Below are 19,591 nucleotides of genomic sequence, written 5' to 3'. Positions count from 1 at the left end.
CCATCAGGCCGACCGAACCCGGTACGCCCCCCGGCCAGACCGGCGAACCGCTCTACTGTCGGCGGTGCCGCCGAGGCGTGAACGTCCGCTTCAATCCCTACGGCGTCATCGTCGAGTACCTCCACGCGGCCGAGCAGCGCGGCGAACGCAGCGACCACAAAGCCGAGCCGGTACCGGTCACCGAAATCCCCGACCCGATCATCGAGTGCGATTTCTGCTCCGCACCCGACGCTACCTGGATCTACCAGTGTGCGAACCAGCTGACCAATGTCCGACGAGTCACCGCGCAGGTTGTGGCCGTCAGCGACTATCGCAATCGGCACAACGCCGCGCGCGTCCGCCGCACAGACACCGAACACGCACTCACCCAGGCATGGGGAGAACGGTGGTCCGCCTGTGACGGCTGCGCCGACCTCATCGAGAACCGGGACATCTACGGCCTCATCCAGCGGGTGGCCGACGCGATGCCAGCGAAAATGGTACGAGGCAAACATCTCGCACGAACCCGTGCCCTGCTCCACGAGACGTACTCGACGGTCTTCGACACCCTCGCCGCCGGCCGTGGCCGGATCACACCCGGAAACCCGATGGGCATCTCGCCCGAGCCCCCCGAGGCAGCGTCGTGAACACCACCTCACGGCACCGCCCACTGGCATACACCCACGCCAAGTCCGTCTGGCGTCCTCGCCCGATCTGCGGCCTCGACAACGGTCCGCTGATCCGCGTCACCGAGGACCCTCACCTCGTGACCTGCCCGGACTGTCAAGAACTGGCCGACATCGACGCACTCCCCGACGACGCGACCGTAGGTGACTCCCGCGTAATCGAGGTCCTCCGCGAAGCCATGCACGGCGCGACACGCAAGATCGACGGGGTCGTGGTGGACCCGACCACCGCCGCCGCAATCCTGACCCTGTACGACGCTGTTAAACCCGCTACCCGGGCCAAACTCGCCGCGCTGCCCCTGCACCGCATGGCGCAGGTGGCATGGCGAGTGCTGCGCCCACACGTCTAACTCGACGTGGGTCGGTGGCCGGCGGGCACACCCGAGGGTGCGCGCAATTCCCGACCGGCCACCTCGCCCACCCGGGCCACCTGCCGGCCACACGACCACCAATACCCGGGCCAGGCGTACCGCCGATCCTACGACCCGAGCCACACCCACCTCGACGACGCGGGCGGCTACCGAGCCGCCCGCGAGGGAGGATGAACGGCGTGGCACGACGCGTGATCGACGGACGGACAGCCCTCGACCGGGCCGGCGCCGCCGCGCACACCGGCGCGGCCTACTCCACCGTCAACCACTGGCACCGCCACCGCGCCCGATTCGGCTTCCCTGAGGGCTTCCGCAGCGACGGTCGCCAGTGGTTCTGGCTCGACGACATCGAGACATTCCACGAAGCGCACCAGGCCGCGAAGCGCGCCGAGCTCACCAAGGTCGACCGCCGCGGACACCCCAATGACCTCGTCGGCTCCGGTGCGGCAGCGAGGATCCTCGGCTACGGCTCCTACCGCAACCTGCCCGACACCCTGCTCGAACGCCCCGACCGTACAGAGATGTTGCCAGACGGGCGGCAACGACGCCTGTGGTACCGGCGCACCGTCTGGGCTGTCGCCGATGCTCGCACCGGTCGACAATCGACGGGCCGTACCCCCGGCACCACGGGCGACCGCAAGCCGCACCCGTACGCCGACGACCCCCGCCTCCAGACCGCCATCCAGTTGCTGAACGACGCCGGCACTGCTGGACGTGACCGGCGTGGGCTTGGTGCAAAGTTGGCAAGCAAACTCGGCATCCCGCAACGCACCGCACAACGCCTGCTAACCGAAGCGCGCCGCGTTGCGGGTCTCCCGTGACGAGCCACGATGAGTATCAGCTCCACCCTCGGCACCTCGTTCTGCCGTTGTCCACCCTGTCGGTGATGCAGAACTCAACCTACGTCAGGTGAACAGTCCCCAGCTACACCGAAGATCTCCGAGTTGCGGCACATTAGACAGGAAGGCTGCTGGGCCCGGCTGGCTCGCAGCCTTCCGACTATTCCTTGCAAGAAAAGACCATCACCACCCACGCCTATTCGATACCCCCAAGCTTTGCGGAGCGCCATTTTGAACTAAACCACTCTTTGATGAACTCTTGATAAGACTCGTGATCCAGGGAGCTCGCGGATTCCGGGAATCCGCTTTCTAGTGCGTTCCAGTCGACTTGATCACGCCCATCGATTAGCTGCCGGAAGGCTAGTAGTACAATAACTGACGAGACCTCGGCTCGCGGCTCACATTTGGAATCTTCGAGATACTCCTGGCCATATTTGTCGTGGGCGATGTTTCCATATGCAATTTGGGCTCGGATGACGCCCAGATCTTCCATGAACTTGATCCATACGGCATTTGCAGATCTGCCGCCAAACAACCTTATTCGTGCAGAAAGTTGATTCTCGTGTACGCTAAGGGTGGCGAGCTCGGCCCGAATGAACGGGTCGCCGCTTGTCTTGAGCCACGCGCGAGTGTTTTCGGCGAACTCAGCCGCGTCTAGGTAGACCTGAGCAACCCGATCGTCTCGCTGTTTCTGCAGCTCACGTTCCCAGCGTTCACTCTCCCTCTTCTTGGTCGATTGTTGCGTTAACCAACTACCTGTTAGCGCGAGTAGGCCGCCGACAAGACCACTAAGGGTCGAGATCACTGCAGTTTGCCACAGTGGCGCCTGCTGGCCTACTTCAGCTGCTAGCCACACAAGGGCTCTCCAATTCAATAATGATGAAGTTCGGATGGAATCAGTTTGGTGGGTTATTGACCCTGAAGTCGCCTAGCCCGACGTTCGCTCTTCGGTCGTGGGGCGGGAGCCATTGACCGTTCGGGTCTCGCGGCGTATCGTGGCGACCCTTTGCGACACGCCGCTGTCGCCGATGGCGTTGACGTTACGGCGTAGTCGACGTGCGGCGGCATCCCTGCCCACGGCTTGCCGTCGCTGGTCGGTTCGTCGTCGGCGGTGTGGCAGCGGGGATGACGAGCGCGCTTCGCGCGATCATCACTGCCTGTCGCGGTACCTACGACGCTATCCACGATGTGACCGATCGCGGAACACCTCCCACAGGCGCCCCGCGAAAAATTCATCCACCATAGGCACTACGCCTCCATGCACGAGTTTGCCAGACAGCCAAATCAAAACGAGGAGCGGCGCGCGAGGATCAGGAATACCGGGGCTGGCTTTGACCTGCAGCTGCCACTGCCGGTCGCCGTAGGCAGGCGGCACCTCGTCATACCGCCCGGCCAGTTGACGACATTGAGTGCCTGGTCGGTGAACACCCAGAAGCAATGGCCACTTGCGATGTCGTTGTCGACCTCTCTTCCATCGCCCAAGCGGTTGGGCGCTCGTTGCCGTGGAGCAAGGGACCGAGCTCGTCCTTGAGATCCAGCGCGCGCTGGACATGATCCTGCAAGGTCAAAAAGTCTCCTACCATGAGCCCTTATGGGGAAGCACGCGCCGTCAAGCATGAATCGTTCTGTTCAGCTTCGATACAGCTAGATGGCTATCAGTAGCGGCACGGTCGGTCATGCCATCGTCCACAAGGTAGGAAGTCAGCTTCGGTGGATTGTGGGAGCGTCGGGCTCCGACAAGCGACTCCGATCATGTGTGGGGCCATGCCGAGACGGCCTGGGGTAACGAGTGGGTGGGGGCTTGCAGGATGTTTGCGGGACTGGGCGGCCATGCCGAGAGTACAAGCGTCGTCCATGCCTTTCGACGCATCCGTTGGAGGCGGTGCTGCGGGTCAGCGACCAGTAGCACAGGGTGGTCAGTGCTGTGGGTGCGGCGGGCGGGCGTCGTCCTGCTTCAGGGTCATGTTGACGGGGGCTTCCTCTCGTCTGCCGCAGTATTCCTGAGAATGCTGGCTGGCTATGCCGGGGGCGTGGGACGAGAGCCGTTGACCATTCGCGTCTCGCGGCGTAGCGCGGCGAGCATCTGCGACACACCGCTGTTGCGGATGGAGTGGCCGTTGCGGCGAAGCCGACGCGCGAGGGCATCCCGGCTGACGGTCTGGCCTTCGCGTGTCAGCTCGTCGCGAGCGGCGCGGGCTGCGGGTAGCAGCGGTACCAGGTCCGGCGGGAGATCGGGGCCCTCGCCGGCCTCGTCGTCCGTGTCTGGGTGACGATACTCGTGTGTGCCACTTGCCGGATCATGTCCGTACCCGGAGTCGTCCGGCACGTGGTCCGCTACCGAGTGCTGGTTGGTGGTGACGACACCGAGGTGCGGCCTGTCGGCGTCGGTGCTCGGGCGTTCCGACGGAGGGCTTGGGCGCGTTTGCATCGCATCGCCTGTGCTCGGCGTTGAATCGGCGGTCGGGGCGGTAGCAGTGGTCGGTGCCGTGGCTGGTGTCGGCGGTTGGTTGTCGACCTCGCGACGACGGGCAGCGAGTTCGACGAGTGACACCGACGCGACGATGATCAGCCCGTCCACCGAGAGCGGTAGGAGGTAGGGCACGGTTCCGGTTTCGCCGTATCGGGCGACTACTCCAACCATGTGGTGGTAGCTGATCCAGGCTGCGATCACGGCGATGGCCGAGGCGGCGACCACCCGGATGACGCCGAGCGTACGGCGGTGCACGGGTACACGGGTGACCAGTTCGACCGTGATGAGCAGGGCCATTGGTGGCCATGCTGCGATGGCCTGGGAGATCGGGTTGGGCTGAGCGTGCAGGATGTTCGCGGTGACCGAGGCGGCCACGCCGAGGGCGAGCGTTGCCCGTACCGCCCACTGCAGTCGTTGAAGGCGTCGGCCGGTCATGGTCGTGTCCCGGCGACGGGGGCGGTGGGTCGGAGCTGCCGTTCGGCGACGCGGCGGGTGGCCTGGGATGGTTCGGCGTCGCCGAGGTCGGCGAGGCGTTCCTCCAGCCGGCGCAGGGTGCGCCGTACGGCGTCGGGGCGTTGCTGACGGCCGTGGATGCGCATGATCCGCTGGTACAGCTCTTCGTTGACTGGGTCGAGTTCGGCTGCGTGTTCGAGGGCTGCGATGGCTTGGTCGGGGTGGTCGGTCTCGAGGATCTCAGCGATGCGGGCGTGGGCGGTGAGGATCCGGTGGCGGTAGCTGGTGGCGTAGTCGGTGGCCCAGGTGTTGTCGTGGCCGTCGGCGAAGTCACCTGAGTAGAGGTCGGTCGCGCGGCGTAAGGCGGTGAGGGCCGTCTGCTCGTCGGTGGCGGTGGTGGCCTGATTGATGGCGGTGAGCATCTGCCAGAGGTCCACTGTGACGGTCTCGGGGTCGAGCTGGTATCGGCCGGTGGCCGGGTCGTGAACGATGAACATGGGTTCCTCGTGGCCGGTGGCGGTGCGCAGCACCCGCCGGGCGGAGGTGATGTCCGTGCGTACCCGTTTGACGGCGGCAGTCGGGTCGGCGTCGGGGTGCATGGCGGCGGCGAGTTGGTCGAGGGTCCGGCCGGCGGGGTGGGCGGCGAGCATGGCCAGGACGGTGTACGAGCCGGTGCGCATTCCCGTCGCGATCGGGCCGGCATCGGTGGCGACGGAGACTGGGCCGAGCACTCGGAGCTGTACCAGGGCCGGTGCGTCGGCGGGCTGGACGGGCGCTGGCTCGGTCGTCTCGACGGTGGCCGCGGTTGGAAAAGCGTCGACGGGCGGGGCGTCGACGTCGGTGCCGGCCTCGGGGCGGGCGAGGGCGTCGGTGAGCATGCTCAGGATGGCGGCGAGGCCATCGGCACCCAGGGTGGACAGCCTCGTTGCGGGGTACGGCTCGCCGGTGCCTGTCGTGGTGCCATCTGTGGCGACATCGACGGTAGGGACGCCTCCTTGGTCGCCGAGGATCACGGGGTGCAGGTCCAGGGCAGCGCGGTGGGTGGTGACGGCCTGGAGTCGGGCGGCGTGGCGGCTGGTCGACTCGATGAGCAGCACGTACGGCGGCTGGGTCTCGGCGTGGTCGGGGCGGGCGTTGAGGTCGGTGATGGTGTTCGCGTCGAAGGTGTCCAGCAGGCGCCTACGGCCGATCATTTCTTCTTCAGCGTGCGTCACAGCCGCTGCGGTGTCGGCGAGGACGATGAGTCGTTCCCCGTCGTAGGCGGTGCCGTCCGGGTCCAGGCCCATCGCCGAGGCTTCCTCGGGGAGGAGTTCGTTGAGCAGGCCAGTGGTGGTGACGACCACGGGCCGTAGGACGGCGGTCTCGGTGGCGTTGGTGGTGAGGACAGCGGCGAGGATGGCGCGGGCTGCCGGGATGGCTCCGTCGCCGTGTAGGGCGATGCCGGTACCGGGTAGCTGGAACAGGCTGACCTCGGCGGCGTCGGCGTCGAGGCCGACCGGTGCCGGCACGGCCGGTCTGGCGGGTCGGTGGTCATCGCCGTTGCGGCCGAGGTTGCGGCTGCCGATCATGTCGGCTTTAGCGAGGGACGGTGGCATCGGGGACGGCTGCCGTGCGATGTTGGCCGGTGCCGGGAAGGTGAGGCGGGCGCGGCGTCGTCGTTGTAGGCGCAGCAGTGCGGCGACGGCAGCGATGGCGGCGGCCAGGCCGAGGCTGATCCAGCCCTGCGTAGGCAGCGTGATGCCGGCCTCGTCGGTCGGCTCGTCGTCGGCCGAATCGTTGTCCGCCTGGGGTGCGTCGGCTTCGGCCGAGTCGTCGGTTGCGCTCGGATCGGTGGTACGCGGGGTTGGTGTGCTTGGCTCTGGGCTATTGGGCGCTGGTGTGGCACTGGTCGGCGGCGCAGGTGGGACTGCCTCGTCGGCTCCTGGTGTGCTGGTGCCCGGGCTGTCGGCGGCGGGGGCCTCAGCATCGGTCGCGGGTGTCGCCTGACGTGCGGGGAGAGCAAGGATCCAGCCGACGTGGATTTGGTCGGGGTCGGTGAGGGCGTACCCGTTGGGCTGCTCGTGTCCCCGGTTGAGTTTGTAGATCTCCCGCCAGCGGTGTGGGTCGCTGAGGTGGGTCGCGGCTAGGTCCCACAGGTTGTCTCCGGCGACGACGTGGTGTGTCCCTCCTGGGGCGTCGCGTGCCCAGACGGGGACGGTGGGATTGTCTCGGTGGCCAGTCAGCGGGAGCGCGGTGCTGGTGGCGGATGCGGTGACGGTCAGCGCTGGCCGTCGGTCGTGGTGCGTCGCCTGTGGGGTGTCGGTGTGTGCGGGGTTGACGGCAACGGTTGGGCGACGGGCGGCAACGTCAGCGGCGTTGGCGGTCGTGGGGCTGGTGACGACACGGGCGGCGTCGAACAGCACGGCTCCGACGGTCGCCCCGACGAGCACAGCGGCAACCCAGCGAATTGGGCCGCGCCGCGCAGTTGGCGGCCGGGGCTGACCGCGTCGGGTTGCTGACGCGGCGGCGGACGTCTCGACGATCTCGATGATGGTGTCGCGGAGGAACTGTGCCCACAGCACCCAGCCGATCGTGGCGAGCAGCGCGAGGACCATCTGATCGGACCACGGACTCGTGACCGCCGTGTGTAGGTCGCTCGTGATCGGTATCGCTGCGAGGGTTGGCCAGCCGATCCAATCGAGGGGCCAGCCTGCAGTGACGATCAGCAGCCACGGGACTCCGGCGGTGAAGCCGGCCAGCGCGGTGAACGCGAGCATGGCGCGCACGGTTCGGGCGATGACGGCGAAGGCGCGGAACATGCGTGATCGTCCTCAGGATGTGCGTGGTCAGGTGGCGGGGCCGATGACGCCTTGTACGGCGGTGGCGGTAGCGGTCGCGGAGACGTCGAGTTGGTGTACGCCGACGATCTGCAGGAGTTGGGTGTCACTCGTGCGGTGCACGGTGACGGTGACGGTGGTCGCCGTGGCGGTGGCCTCGCCCGTGGTGCCTGCCGAGGCGAGCCATGCTCGTGCCGCCGACGCGGCGCGTGGCGGGTCGAGTTCGGCGATGTTGCGGGTGCGGTACTGGTACAGGTCCAGTTCCTGCGCACCGGCGCGCGCTGCGGCCTGGGCGATGTCGAGGGCGCGGACCTTCTCGGTCAGGGCCAGCCCGGCGTCAAGGACGAGCCCGGCGACCGCGAGCAAGGCGATGATCATGAGTACGGCGAACGCGGTCACCTGGCCGAAGTCGTCACCGGCGCGTTCGCGTAGCCGCCACCAGCGGCCGACGTCGGATGGCCTCATGATGCGCCTCCGCGCCAGGCGTCGATTGGGGAGGTCGCTGTGGCCGCCACGGTGCGGGCTCCGGGCACGGACAGCAGTGCGAGATCAGCCAGGGAAACGGTGCAGGCCAGGGTGACGGTGACCGCTCCGCCTGGCTGGAGTCCACCGGTGGCGACGGTGACGCTGACCTGCTGGCAGGTGACGGCGCGGGCGGCGAGGGTCTCCCGGGCGGTGTGCTCAGCTGCGGCGTGGGCGGCGGCGTCAGTGCGGGCGAGTGAGGCTGACCGGGCGGCGGCGCTGGCGGCGGCGTCGACGTCCATCTGTGCGGAGACCAGCCGGCCGCAGAGCACCACGAACAGCATGACGGCGACCAGCAGCGGGGTCACGAGCGCTGCCTCGGTGGTGCTCGTCCCTCGGTCGCCGCCCGTGGCGTGCTGGCGAAGCCGGGCGCGCGTTGCGGCATTGGTCATGGTGCGGCTCTGTCGGGGACGAAGCGCTCGACGGGTCGTATGACCGTGGCTCGGACCGGCCACCGTACGCCGGGGACCACGGTCGCGGCGGTGCCGGTGATCTCGGTGCGGACCTCGGTTGCGGTACGGGTCACCGACACTGACGGGTCCTTCAGTACCCCGTCGCCGATCGCGGCGAGGGTCTGCTGGCCCGCGTCGCGGCCGGTGGCGGCGCTGGACTGGTAGCCGGCGGCGGCGTTGGCCGCGCGGTTCGCGGCGCTCTGGGCGATGTGGGTGGCGTGCATGAACACTCCGGCCTGGATCACGAACATGACGATGAGCAGTAGTAGCGGCATCGCGATGGCCAGCTCGGCTGTGGCGGCGCCGGTGTCGGAGCCGGTGGTGACGTGGCGGCATCGGGTGCGTAGCCGCCTGGCCGCGCCGAGCGCCGGGGAGGGTCGGCGCTCGGTGCGGTGCTCCGCGACGGTGGTGGTTGGCGGCATCGGTGTCAGCCGAGGTTGATGCTGTTGGCCTTGCCCACGACCTTGACCGCGATGATGCCGATGACCGCGATCGCCAGGGTCACCAGCAGGGCGGTGACGAGGACGGACTCGGTGGAGTAGCCGCCGTCGGGGTTGGCACGGGCTGCCTGCCAGCGGTGCCGCAGCTCGGCGGCCAGGTAGGCGAGGAGAGCGGACATCGCGTGTTCCTCCAATGCGGTACGAAGACCTGGTGACAGGTCGGGCCTGGTGAACTGGAGCTACAGACCTCCGAGGACGGCGGCCATCGCGGGATAGCCGAGGAAGATCAGGAAGCCGGCGAACAGGGCGACGATGGGCAGCGCCATCCGCTCGGTCGCGGCATTCGCCTCACCCTCGGCGTCGGTGAGTTGCCGGGCGCGTAGGGCGACGGCACGAGACCGCAGAGAGGCGCGGACCTTGGCCCCCTCGGTGCCGGCCAGCCCGATGGTGGCGGCGAGCTGCTGCAACTCGGCGACGGCGACCCGGCGGCCGAGAGCGGCGAGGATGTCCCACGGCGGTACCCGGGCCAGCCGAGCCTCGGCCAGGGCGTAGCGCAGTTCGGTGTAGGCAGAGCCGGAGCCTACCTTCGCCGCGTCATCAAGCGCCTGATCCACCCCGGCCCCGGACGCGAGGCTGATCACGACCAGATCGAGAAATGATGACAAGGCGTCGCGGAACGCGGTCCGATGCTTGGCGGCCTCCGATCGCACTGACAGTTCCGGGGCGAGGAACCCGGCCGCGCCGAGCAGCAGCGACGCGGCGGCCGGCATCGTCACGCCGGTGCCCACTCCGGCCAGGGCGAGCAGCGACGCGACGGCGGGAGGCAGCAGGAGCCCGAACACCGCTGCGGTCGACTGCTCGACCAAGTGCACCTCTACCGGCTTGTCGACGGTGGCGAGGTCCCGGCGGGTCGAAGCAAGAGGCAGCCCGGCGCGGCGCAGCCACCGCACCGCCGGACGGCCCCACCGCCCCGACCACCCCACCGGCGGGGCGGTGATGGCGGCGTCGACCAGGTCGATGCCGTACGGGACGTCGAGGGCTTTGCCCAACCGTGGTGGACGGGGAAACCAGCCCACCACCATCAGCCACAATCCGAGGCCGGTGCCGATCCCGGCCAGCAACACCAGACCGGTCATGTCGGCACCGTCCGCGACTCGTCCGGCACGGCGGCACCCGCCAAGATCCTGGAGGCATCGCGGTCGCGCATGAGGCGGCCGAGCCACGCGAATGCCAACGTGAAGCAGCAGCCGGCGGCCAGGAGCACCAGCTGACCGGTCGGGGTGTCGAACAGGGCGAGGTAGCCCCGGTTGAGCAGGGCCAGCATTCCGGCCATGGCCAGGGTCGCACCGACGATCACCCGCGCAGAGGTGCGGTTGCGTTTGCGGGCGGCGGCGATGCGTTGTCGAGAGGCGACCTTGGCCCGCGCGGACGCGGCCAGCTCGCCCAGGACATCGCCGAGCTGCCCAGCGCTGCCCCGCGCGGCCATCACCAGCCCGGCGACGGCAAGATCAGCGGTCGGATCGGCCAACTCGTCGGCGAGCCCGCGCAGCGCGTCCGGTAGCCGCCAACTGCGCTGTAGGCGCACCGCGAGCCGGGCCACCTCCTCACGGATCGGCTCCGGGGATTCGATCGCGCTGGCCGTGATCGCCTGCTCCAGCCCGGCCGCTGCGGACAGGTTGTCCCGCAACGCCTCCGTCCAGGTCGCGATCGCTTCGATCCGGGCCACCCGACGGGCGTGGTCGCGGTCCGGGCCGATGATGGCCGGCAGCATCCACGCTCCGGCCGCCGCCAGACCTGCCGCGACCGGCCACCGCGTCACCGCACCGACGACCACGCCGACGGCCAGGCACAGCGCTACCCGACGCCGGTCGACCGGGCCACGGGATGCCGTCAGCCTCGACCACCACGGCTCCGCATCGAGGTCCGCTGCGGAGTCGGCGGGCCCGCCGTCTCGACGCGACAAACCCACCGCCAGCAGGACCAGCCCGAACGCGGTTCCGGCCCCTAGCAGGGCAGCCAGCGGCGTCGACAACACCATCACGCCCACCCCCCACCCGGGGCGGTGCGGGCCTCATCCAGCAACCCGGGGTTGAAACCACGTCGGGTGAGTGCCGACAGCAGCCCGGTCGACGGCGGCGCACCCGGCACCGCCCGCCCATCGGGGTCGGGGCGGAAAATCTCGTTGCTGGACACGTTCAGCCCGTCCGCGTCGACGACCTCCCGTACCGAGGTCAGCACCCGGCCACTGCCGTTACCGGTGAGCCCCATATGCACTACCAGGTGCACGGACTCGGCGACGAGGAGGTTGGTGGTGGCCGGGGCCAGACGTTCCGGTGCCTGCGCGGCGTAGAGCATCAGCTTCTTCAGCGCCCCACCCGATGACGAGGCGTGGATGGTGCCCAACGACCCGTCGTTACCCTGCGACATGGCGTTGAGCATCGGGATGACCTCGTGCCCACGGATCTCTCCGACGATGACCCTGTCCGGGGACATGCGCAGTCCCGAGCGGAACAACGTGCTCATGTCGATCGCGCCTTCGCCCTCGACGTTGGCTTCCCGCGACTGCAACGGCACCACGTTTGGATGCACGGCCTTGTCCGCGTCGAGCGCCAACTCGTAGGTGTCCTCGATCGTCACGATCCGCTCGTGCGGTGGAATCGCCGACGCCAGCGCCCGTAGGAGGGTCGTCTTGCCCGCACCGACCCGCCCTGCGATGAGCACGTTCAACCTCGCCCGCACCGCAGCAGACAGCAGTTCCCGCAGCACCGGATTGACGGTGCCGAGCTGTTCCAGATCAGCGAGGGTGACTTTCACGTAGCCGTGCCGGCGGATCGACAACGCCGGACGCCTCGTCACCGACATGACCGCGTGCAGCCGCGAACCGTCCGCGAGCTGCAAGTTCAGGATCGGAGCGGCCCGATCCCACCGGCGTTCCTCCGCACCCTCGCCGCCGGTCTCGGCGCGGCCGGCGTCGGCGGCCAGCCGGCGAATCAGCTCTACCATCTCCGCATCGGAGTCGGCGATCGGTCCGACCTTTGCCCGCCCGCCGTTGGAGTACTGGACGAACACTTCGTCACACCCGTTGGCGTTGACCTCTTCGATCTGCCCGTCATCGAGCAGTGGTTGCAGGCCACCTGCGCCGAGCAACATGTCCGCCACCACCCGGCCCACCCGCGACTCGACGTGTGGACGCAGCGGCGGCCGGCCGGCGTTCATTTCCTCCGTGGCGTACGCGTCCAGAACCTCGGTGATCAACCGCCGGGTCGTCGCCGCACGGTCGTCGGCGGGCATCGGTGAACCGGTCGCCGTCTCGTGCGCCCGGGTGGCCCGGGTGAGCCGCTCAGCGACCTCGCGGCGGACACGCCGTACCACTGTGGCCTCGCCGGCCTCCCCCGCGCCCTGGGTCGGCAGGAACGGACTGGTCATCATGTCGCCTCCGGCGCTGTATCGGAGGACTGCGGGGCGACGACGGGCAGGTACGGGGCGAGGTCGGTCCACAGCCGCGCGTACGCGGCCATCAGCGGCAGCCGACGCCACCGCGCACCAGCTACGAGGTCCCCGTCGAGCACCGCCGCCGCCCGCCGGTCATCCGGTAGAGGGCCGAGCACCACCACCGCCTCCGGATCGCCCGCCAACTCGCCCCTGACATGGGCCGCCAGGACATCCGCCACCTCCCCGGCCGGATATGCACCGCCCGCACCGAGCAGCACGACCATCCGACCCGTACCCGCATCCACCAGCTCGCCCAGGTGCTCCCGCACATGCGCCACCTCGTCGGCGTTCGCCCGCACCAGCACCAACACCACATCCGCTTGCCGCAGCAACGGCCACACTGGTGACCCCGGACCCAAGCGGCCGCAGTCCGCCACCACGACCCGATCCGACGCGGTCAGCACCGCCCGGCCGCTGCCGGTCAACTCCGGCACCGCCGCCCGGGTCTGCGCGCCGCCGGCCGGGGCCCCTACCACCGGCACCGCGACGTCAGCCACCAGCAACTGCTGCGACGCGACGGCGTACACATCCCCAGGGCTCGCCACACCCCGCGCCGCAGCGGCCAAATCGACGATGCTCGGCGCTGCCCGCAACCGGTGCCGGCGCGTCAGGTCGCCACCCGCCGGATCGCACTCCACCACCACCGGCCGCGCCCACTCCGGCGCCACCGCGGCCAACCCGAGCGCGGTCGTCGTCGCACCCGGACGACCCTTCACATACGTCACCGCCAGCAAGGGCATGTCAGCCCTCCACCGGTGAGGTCTGCATCAGCACCACAGCGCCAGCCGGAGCCGCCGCTAACACTGGCGCGTCTGAGGCATCCAACAACAGGGTGATGACCGTCGCGCCCTGGCCATCGCCAGCGAGGTCGACCCCCAGCACCACCGCCGCCAACCGGTCCGGTGTCGCCGCCGAGGTCGGTGCCGAGGTCGGTGCCGGGTCCGGCTGGCCGTCATCCTGTACAGACGCTGGGACGTAGACCGCGACCCGCGCGCCAGCCGCCAGCCCTTGCGGATACTGGCCCGGCTTCACCGCCACCGAGGCGGTCACCTGACCGCCCGGCGGAAACGCCGCGTCGCCGAGTACCTCCGGCGTCAACAACATGCCGGCTACCAACGGCACCACCGCCGTACGACCCACCACCTCCACGGCGTTCGAAGCCGGCACCAGCCGCACACGCGATTCACGGGCGGCCGAGACCTGCGTCAGATGCGCAGCGGTGATCGCCTGCCCGGCCGCCACCGGCCGCGCCACCGCGAGCACCTGAACACGGTCACCCAGCTGCGCTGCCCCGTAGGCGTAGGCCAGCACGCACACGATGACCAGCAGGCCGCCCAGCGCGACGAACGGCAACCGGCGACGCCGCCGGGTCGCCCGCCACGGTCCCCGACCCGCACGGGCAGCAGCCGTCGCGCCACCCTCTCGACCTGATTTTGGGCGCACGGAATCCAGCGCCATGACGTCTCCTCCTCGGACTCGGCGCTCGAACGAACCGAACTTGCTGGCCTAGCGAACGACTGCCTGCGACTCCTGCACCCGGGCCTGCACCTGCCCGCTGGTGGTCAGTGCCGGCACTGTGCCGGACTGCCCGGCACCAGCCCAGGTCACCTCCCACGTCACCGTGACCATCACCGTGTAGGCGCCGCCCGGTGCGGCTGCAGACGACCGCCGGTAGACATGCCCGCAATCAGGCGACGCCTTCGCCGGATCGGCACCCGACGCCCACGGCGTCCCCGGACCCTCACAGGTCACGGTCGTCCCGTCGCCCATCGACCAACTCGCCCCCACCGGCCGCGCCGTCGCCGTCACCGAGACACCCGGCACGGAAGCCGTCGCCGACTGCGAACGCCACGACCCCTCCTCGAGAGCCAGCCACACCGGCAGATTGACCAGCTGCTCACCGGACGGATTCATCCGGATGACGACCGACGGCAGATCAAGCCGCGCCCACGCCTGCCGGGCCAACACCGCCGGAGACACCACCGGCGGATCGCCAGCAATCCACACCACGGCCCCGAACGATGCGTCCTCGCCATAGCAGATCCGTATGTACCAGCCACCCTCGCCCGCCGGCTGACCACCAAGGGCCTCGATCGTGGACGGCGGCGGATCGGCAGGCGCGTAGTAGCAACCGTCAGCGCCTGCCCAGCCCCCGTCCCGCTCGCACGGAATCTCCTCACCGGAAGGGTTACGGCACGTGCCGTCGCCGCTTTGGCCCCCGCCGTTCCCACCAGCGCTCGGGCTTCCCTGCTTGCTGGGAGTACCAGCGTTGACGTCACAGACCGGGCGAGCGTCGTCCCCGCTGCATTGCACACCGCCGGTACCGCCACCGGCGTAGGCGACTGCTGCCGATACGACGAGGGCTGTCACCACGACGATGACCAGAGCCGCGAGTCGTGGTCCGCCGGTCAGCATGTCCCGGCCTCCTCCAGGATGAATGAACTGACCCGCCAACCCTCGGCGGTCCGATCGACAGTGGCGGTCATGCGGTGTCTGCCTCCGGGCTCCTCGTTGACCAGACCGCCGGATGCCTTGTACTCCAACCAGTTCTCGTCGTTCACGCAGTCCAGGACCGTGGCCGTGGTGGGATCTGCGGCGGGCACGAGAGCCGAAATCTGAGGGTCGAGTATCAGTTCGCCGAGGATGACCTCACCCTGCTGCCGATTGATGTAGAGCGCGTTGACGATCAACCTCAGGGCCTGATCGGAGGCGTACTTTCGCAGATCGGGGTCGTCGGGATCCGAGACCTTGCCTGCCTCCACCAATGCGTCCCACATGCCCCGGTACGCTGTGAGAACATCTTTCTCTGCCGCGTCGGCTGGTTCGAGGCTTGGCGTGGCCGATGCCGTCGCTGGCGGCGGGGTAGGCGGCGAGCCGTAGGTCTCGTCGGCGCTGCACGCCGTAACAAGCAGCGCTAATGCGCCAACGAGACAGGCCATGAGCCGGCGGTTCGTCATAGAGCCCAGGCCGCCACCGTTACCGCCCCTACGGTCGCCATCCGGCGCGCCGACGACGACACCGCACCCGGGCGCACTCGGATTGGCGTTGCAGTCGACACTTCCACTGCCGCCGGCACCGGTTTCCGGAGCAGGTCCGGCAAGGGAGACCGCACCAAGTATTGCCATGGTGAGCCCGAAACCACGACTCCATCCTGGTCGGCTGGCCCCGTCGCTTTGCTGTGTGCCGATCTCCACGGGAGCGGATCCGCTACTCATCTCTACCTCTGGTCCAGGACGGCCGATCCGGTCGGTGAGGATTCCTTTGTGTTTGCGAATCATGGACTCTTCTACCTTCTCGTTGGGGGACTTGACCTGCTTGTCACGTGGTCCCGGCCCGCCCCCCTCAACGGGCCGGGACCGTCCGATCGTTACCGGATTCATTAGGGGCTATAGAGGCAGCAGCAGGCACCGGAAACCAAGGCGCCGCCTCAGTCGAGAGCACCGTGAATAGAAGACGACTTTAATAGCACTTCAGCCGGTGGATCACCAGCGGAGCGCAGGGCCGTCGGATACCTCATTGACGAGCATCCCGGCGTGGGTGTAGTAGTTCATGGCGCTAAAGAGCAGGAAGGCTACCCCCGCGACCGTCCAGCACCAGTAGAGGGTGAGCCAGGAGATCCGGCTCCTGCCTCGGACGACGGCGGGGAACAGCAGGCAACCCACTGCCGATGGCCCGTACAGGACGAGGGCGAAGAAGATGTTCTCTGCGGGAGAGCCGTGCAGGAGGCCAGTGATGGGCTCATGCTGTGGCGCGGAACCAATCAGATCGAACCGAACGATCGCCAAAGTGCACCAGGAAAGCACGATGCCGGTGGCGAAGATGATCCAACTGGCTGGAGCCAAGGAAGCCCGTAAGTATTGCTTGTCAAACGCCTGGGACTGAGGGGTGCACCCGAGCCATACAGCGGCTGCTAGGAGCACGACACCTAGGAGCAGGCAAGGTTCCCCAAAAACCGAATCTATGTATGGCTTCGCCCTCGCCAACGGATGTGCAACGGTCATGATGAAGCCAAGGAGGGTCAAGAGGCTGCCGAGAATTCCGAAGGCTGCGCTCCACCCGGACCTACTGAACTCGGTTGAGGAGAACAGCGTCAATGGTGGCCGATCATTGGTGACCACTGCCCAGAACCTTGGAACGAGCAGCAACGACAGCCCGGCACAGACGCCCATCAGTGTGTTGAACATTATAATCGGCACGCGTTGATCACCCCACTTGATCGCAGTCTTTGCTGATTTGCCCTAATTGGGCGAGTCGATTTCAGGCCAGATAGGACGCAACTCGCTGGCTGTCGCCTTATGGCCGGGAGTCGTCGCACCGCGAACGTCAATCCGCCGTGGTGCGATACTGGCTGACGGTGACCTCGAGACGATCTACGGAATAGTCGCGCACGCCGTCGTCGAGCGCGCGGTTGAGAGACATGGATATCGCCCGCGCGGTCCCGTATAGCCCTCGAAGCGCCCGGTCATGCTCCGTCGGTTGTGCGGTGCGAGCGACCTGCAGTTGGCGTCGCATCTGGCGGATTCGTCGGGCAACAATCTGCAGCGTTTCCGCATACGGCTGTGCATGCCGATCCTGATCGAGGCCTCGGGTCCGTGCCACCGAATCGGCTCGCTCGTCGACGTTCACTTCCCACCTCATTCGTCACGGGTTCTGACGAATAGACCCTGCCGGACGGGTCCTGCGCACCGGAAGACGACGCGTCTGGACGTGACTGGATGCCACCCGACGAGGGTTGATGGGTTGTCAGGTCTATGGGCCGTGCCGTGCTACCACGGGAAGTCGGGGTCAGCATCCAGCCCCAGGTGCTCGACGCAGACGTCGAGCGCGGCACCGAGCACCCGCCTGTGCAGCTGATCAGGCACCTGCCTGTCTCGCTCCCAGCGCGACAGGTTGGCCTGGAGCGATTCACTCTTGGCCAGAGCCATGCCCCGGCGCGCAGCCTCGTCCTGCATGGCCTTCACCAAGCGAACCTGCGTCCATCCGCGTTGCATCCGGGCTCGCCGGATCAGCCGACCAGGGCTGCGTGTCCGATCGATGCATGACGGCTGATTCGAACTGCTCAGCACGGTTCCTCCCACCGAAATCTCCCCGTGGCACCCTGTCGATGCCGGGCACCTTGCGTGGTCAGCGTGTCCGCCACGCGCCATGAGCAGCGACTGCAGGCGGTAGCTGACGTCCGGGCTGGACCTGTGTGGCTCCGACCGGACCGTCCTGTCGTCACTCGTGGTTGATAAGTGTCCACCCGAAGCATAAACTCATCTGGCGCGTGGCGACGTCGGCGATCGGCGCCGCTGCGGTGGCAGCCGACCGAGGCACGACGAAGGGACGGGGGCATGGCCAGCGTCGACGGAACCCTAGCCAGCCGCCTCGATCACCTCTTCGACAAGATCCGCCGGCCGGACGGCAAGCCGTACAGCTACGAGCAGGTCGCCGAGGCGATCCGCTCACAACAAGGTGTAGCGGTTACCCACACCTACATCTGGCGGCTCCACAAGGGCAAGAGCGACAACCCCACGATTAAGGTCCTGATCGCGCTCGCTACCTTCTTCGCCGTCCCGGTCACCTACTTCCTCGACTCACAGACGGCCGACGACGTCAACGAAGTCATGGACCGGGTCGCGCTGCTGCATGACGCTGGCGTCGCGCGGCTCGCATTCAGAGCGGCAGGGCTGTCGGCACCGTCGCTGGAGACGCTGGCCACCATGGCCGACCTCGCCCGCAAGATCGAAGGCAAGTCAGCCCAGAGCGGCGATCACCCCACCGGCGAGACGCCCGACCCGTCCTGAGCCCGACAACAGACTCCCGTACGTACATGGCAACCGACGATGGAGGCAGAGAAGTGGGCGCGGACGAGGCGTGGACGGTCGGCGTAGACCCGGGACGGGCAAGCGCCGCCCGCGTCTACGACTACTTCCTGGGAGGTCGCTACCACCTACCTCCCGATCGCCAAGCCGCCGAAGCCGTCGTCAGCATTACGCCGAACGTGCCGCGTCAGGCCCGCGCCAACCGCGCCTTCCTTCAACGAGTGGTCAAACACCTTGTACGCCTGGGAATCCGCCAATTTCTCGACATAGGATCGGGTATCCCGACGTCCGGCAACGTCCACGACATCGCCCAGGACGCCGCGCCCGATGCCCGCGTCGTCTATGTCGATATCGACCCCGTGGCCGTGATGACAGCCAACCAGATGCTGGCCCAGAACCCCCACGCCACCGCGATTGAGGGAGACCTCCACCGGCCTGAGCAGCTACTTCACCAGCTCAACCGGCCCGATGTGCAGACCGTCATCGACCTTGCGCAGCCCACCGCGCTGCTCCTCGTCGCAGTGATGCACTTCATCCCTGAAGATGCCGACCCGTACCGGATCGTCGAATGTCTACGTGACCAACTTGCCCCCGGCAGCTACCTGGCCATCAGCCACGGCGCTGCCGAGTCATACACCCCGGAGGAAGCGCAACGTGTCGCCGCCGCCTACGGCGCGCGATCGGCACCACTTCCTACCCCACGATCACGCGAACAGGTAGCGCGGTTCTTCGCGGACTACGAGATCCAGGAGCCCGGAATCGTCTGGCTGCCCCAATGGCGGCCAGGACCGGCAGAGGATTTCGCCGACGACCCGGTCGGCTCGGGAGCACACGCCGGACTCGGCCGCAGACCCGACTGACCGACAGAGGCGATGGCCCCGTCAACGAGGGACGCCCAGAGGCAGGCAGCCGAGGATAGTGCACCCCGTCTGGTAACCGGGTCTGTACCAGCACCAGCCGGTAGCGCTGGCTTGCGGTGTGCGTGTTTCGGCGTGCAGGACCGAGTGCACAAGTAGGTACGCCGGAGCGGGTCGTACAGAGATCGACCAGAAGGAGGAGCTGGCAGGATCGACGATACCTGTCGTGTAAACCTTCATGCCGCTGCGTACCGTCTTGCCGACTACGCTCCGTCCCATCCGTAGCCCAGTCGCACTCGCGCGGCTGGGCTACGGATGGCGCCGTTCGGCACGGTCGCCAGCCAGGGCCGCAGTGTAGCGGCATGAGGTGCCCGACGAATGGCGCGTCGAACCGGTGAACGCGGCGGACA

22 protein-coding genes are annotated in these 19,591 nt (G+C 68.0%); 5 read left to right on the top strand and 17 right to left on the bottom strand.

The window, feature by feature from the left end; genetic code table 11:
- The first annotated feature begins 77 nt into the window (after nucleotides 1-77).
- The 3 genes from O7632_RS10255 to O7632_RS10245 all read left to right on the top strand — a co-directional run bounded on the left by O7632_RS10255 (nucleotide 78) and on the right by O7632_RS10245 (nucleotide 1,857).
- Nucleotides 78-626 (top strand): hypothetical protein, encoded by a 549-nt coding sequence (locus O7632_RS10255; protein WP_278113482.1) that lies wholly within the window; start codon nucleotides 78-80, stop codon nucleotides 624-626.
- Nucleotides 623-1,015, top strand: a complete 393-nt coding sequence (locus O7632_RS10250) for a hypothetical protein (protein WP_278113481.1) — start codon at nucleotides 623-625, stop codon at nucleotides 1,013-1,015. Before O7632_RS10255 ends, O7632_RS10250 begins: the two co-directional genes overlap by 4 nt.
- A gap of 191 nt (nucleotides 1,016-1,206) precedes the next feature.
- Nucleotides 1,207-1,857 carry a hypothetical protein gene (locus tag O7632_RS10245; RefSeq protein ID WP_278113479.1) on the top strand — a complete coding sequence of 217 codons (651 nt, stop codon included), beginning with the start codon at nucleotides 1,207-1,209 and terminating at the stop codon, nucleotides 1,855-1,857.
- 214 nt (nucleotides 1,858-2,071) lie between these two features.
- Here the strand turns inward: O7632_RS10245 and O7632_RS10240 are convergent, their stop codons facing one another.
- The 17 genes from O7632_RS10240 to O7632_RS10160 all read right to left on the bottom strand — a co-directional run bounded on the left by O7632_RS10240 (nucleotide 2,072) and on the right by O7632_RS10160 (nucleotide 17,481).
- Nucleotides 2,072-2,731, bottom strand: a complete 660-nt coding sequence (locus tag O7632_RS10240; protein WP_278113476.1) for a hypothetical protein — start codon at nucleotides 2,729-2,731, stop codon at nucleotides 2,072-2,074.
- Between the two features lie 1,161 nt (nucleotides 2,732-3,892).
- Nucleotides 3,893-4,780 carry a DUF2637 domain-containing protein gene (locus O7632_RS10235; protein ID WP_278113474.1) on the bottom strand — a complete coding sequence of 296 codons (888 nt, stop codon included), beginning with the start codon at nucleotides 4,778-4,780 and terminating at the stop codon, nucleotides 3,893-3,895.
- Nucleotides 4,777-7,596 (bottom strand): BTAD domain-containing putative transcriptional regulator, encoded by a 2,820-nt coding sequence (locus O7632_RS10230; protein WP_278113472.1) that lies wholly within the window; start codon nucleotides 7,594-7,596, stop codon nucleotides 4,777-4,779. Before O7632_RS10230 ends, O7632_RS10235 begins: the two co-directional genes overlap by 4 nt.
- Nucleotides 7,597-7,623: 27 nt before the next feature.
- Complete coding sequence (locus tag O7632_RS10225) at nucleotides 7,624-8,079, bottom strand: pilus assembly protein TadG-related protein (protein WP_278113470.1); 456 nt, start codon at nucleotides 8,077-8,079, stop codon at nucleotides 7,624-7,626.
- Nucleotides 8,076-8,528, bottom strand: coding sequence for a TadE/TadG family type IV pilus assembly protein (locus O7632_RS10220; RefSeq protein ID WP_278113469.1), 453 nt, complete (start codon nucleotides 8,526-8,528; stop codon nucleotides 8,076-8,078). The genes O7632_RS10225 and O7632_RS10220 overlap by 4 nt, the downstream gene beginning before the upstream one ends.
- Nucleotides 8,525-9,010 carry a TadE family protein gene (locus tag O7632_RS10215; protein WP_278113467.1) on the bottom strand — a complete coding sequence of 162 codons (486 nt, stop codon included), beginning with the start codon at nucleotides 9,008-9,010 and terminating at the stop codon, nucleotides 8,525-8,527. Before O7632_RS10215 ends, O7632_RS10220 begins: the two co-directional genes overlap by 4 nt.
- Nucleotides 9,011-9,015: 5 nt before the next feature.
- Nucleotides 9,016-9,207: a hypothetical protein gene (locus tag O7632_RS10210; protein WP_278113465.1), complete on the bottom strand. Its 192-nt coding sequence runs from the start codon at nucleotides 9,205-9,207 to the stop codon at nucleotides 9,016-9,018.
- A 60-nt stretch (nucleotides 9,208-9,267) separates the two neighbouring features.
- Complete coding sequence (locus tag O7632_RS10205; protein WP_278113463.1) at nucleotides 9,268-10,164, bottom strand: type II secretion system F family protein; 897 nt, start codon at nucleotides 10,162-10,164, stop codon at nucleotides 9,268-9,270.
- Entirely contained in the window at nucleotides 10,161-11,075 is a 915-nt protein-coding gene (locus O7632_RS10200; protein WP_278113462.1) for a type II secretion system F family protein, read from the bottom strand. Before O7632_RS10200 ends, O7632_RS10205 begins: the two co-directional genes overlap by 4 nt.
- Nucleotides 11,066-12,454: an ATPase, T2SS/T4P/T4SS family gene (locus O7632_RS10195; protein ID WP_278113460.1), complete on the bottom strand. Its 1,389-nt coding sequence runs from the start codon at nucleotides 12,452-12,454 to the stop codon at nucleotides 11,066-11,068. Before O7632_RS10195 ends, O7632_RS10200 begins: the two co-directional genes overlap by 10 nt.
- Nucleotides 12,454-13,260: a hypothetical protein gene (locus tag O7632_RS10190; protein ID WP_278113458.1), complete on the bottom strand. Its 807-nt coding sequence runs from the start codon at nucleotides 13,258-13,260 to the stop codon at nucleotides 12,454-12,456. The genes O7632_RS10195 and O7632_RS10190 overlap by 1 nt, the downstream gene beginning before the upstream one ends.
- A 1-nt stretch (nucleotide 13,261) precedes the next feature.
- The gene (locus tag O7632_RS10185) at nucleotides 13,262-13,873 is read right to left on the bottom strand and encodes an SAF domain-containing protein (protein ID WP_278119951.1); all 612 of its coding nucleotides are present in this window, start codon (nucleotides 13,871-13,873) and stop codon (nucleotides 13,262-13,264) included.
- Between the two features lie 153 nt (nucleotides 13,874-14,026).
- Nucleotides 14,027-14,935 (bottom strand): hypothetical protein, encoded by a 909-nt coding sequence (locus tag O7632_RS10180; RefSeq protein WP_278113457.1) that lies wholly within the window; start codon nucleotides 14,933-14,935, stop codon nucleotides 14,027-14,029.
- The gene (locus O7632_RS10175; RefSeq protein ID WP_278113455.1) at nucleotides 14,929-15,798 is read right to left on the bottom strand and encodes a hypothetical protein; all 870 of its coding nucleotides are present in this window, start codon (nucleotides 15,796-15,798) and stop codon (nucleotides 14,929-14,931) included. The genes O7632_RS10180 and O7632_RS10175 overlap by 7 nt, the downstream gene beginning before the upstream one ends.
- Before the next feature lie 204 nt (nucleotides 15,799-16,002).
- A complete protein-coding gene (locus tag O7632_RS10170; RefSeq protein WP_278113453.1) occupies nucleotides 16,003-16,689 on the bottom strand; it encodes a DUF981 family protein in 687 nt (228 codons plus the stop codon).
- Nucleotides 16,690-16,843: 154 nt separating this feature from the next.
- Nucleotides 16,844-17,146, bottom strand: coding sequence for a hypothetical protein (locus O7632_RS10165; protein WP_278113451.1), 303 nt, complete (start codon nucleotides 17,144-17,146; stop codon nucleotides 16,844-16,846).
- A 140-nt stretch (nucleotides 17,147-17,286) separates the two neighbouring features.
- Complete coding sequence (locus tag O7632_RS10160) at nucleotides 17,287-17,481, bottom strand: hypothetical protein (RefSeq protein ID WP_278113449.1); 195 nt, start codon at nucleotides 17,479-17,481, stop codon at nucleotides 17,287-17,289.
- Nucleotides 17,482-17,853: 372 nt separating this feature from the next.
- Here O7632_RS10160 and O7632_RS10155 point away from each other — a divergent pair, with 372 nt between their 5' ends.
- A complete protein-coding gene (locus tag O7632_RS10155) occupies nucleotides 17,854-18,306 on the top strand; it encodes a helix-turn-helix transcriptional regulator (protein WP_278113448.1) in 453 nt (150 codons plus the stop codon).
- A gap of 53 nt (nucleotides 18,307-18,359) precedes the next feature.
- Nucleotides 18,360-19,184: an SAM-dependent methyltransferase gene (locus O7632_RS10150; protein WP_278113446.1), complete on the top strand. Its 825-nt coding sequence runs from the start codon at nucleotides 18,360-18,362 to the stop codon at nucleotides 19,182-19,184.
- Nucleotides 19,185-19,591: the final 407 nt, after the last annotated feature.

Source organism: Solwaraspora sp. WMMD406 (assembly GCF_029626025.1).
Taxonomy (GTDB): Bacteria; Actinomycetota; Actinomycetes; order Mycobacteriales; family Micromonosporaceae; genus Micromonospora_E.
This window is presented reverse-complemented; position numbering and strand designations above follow the sequence as displayed.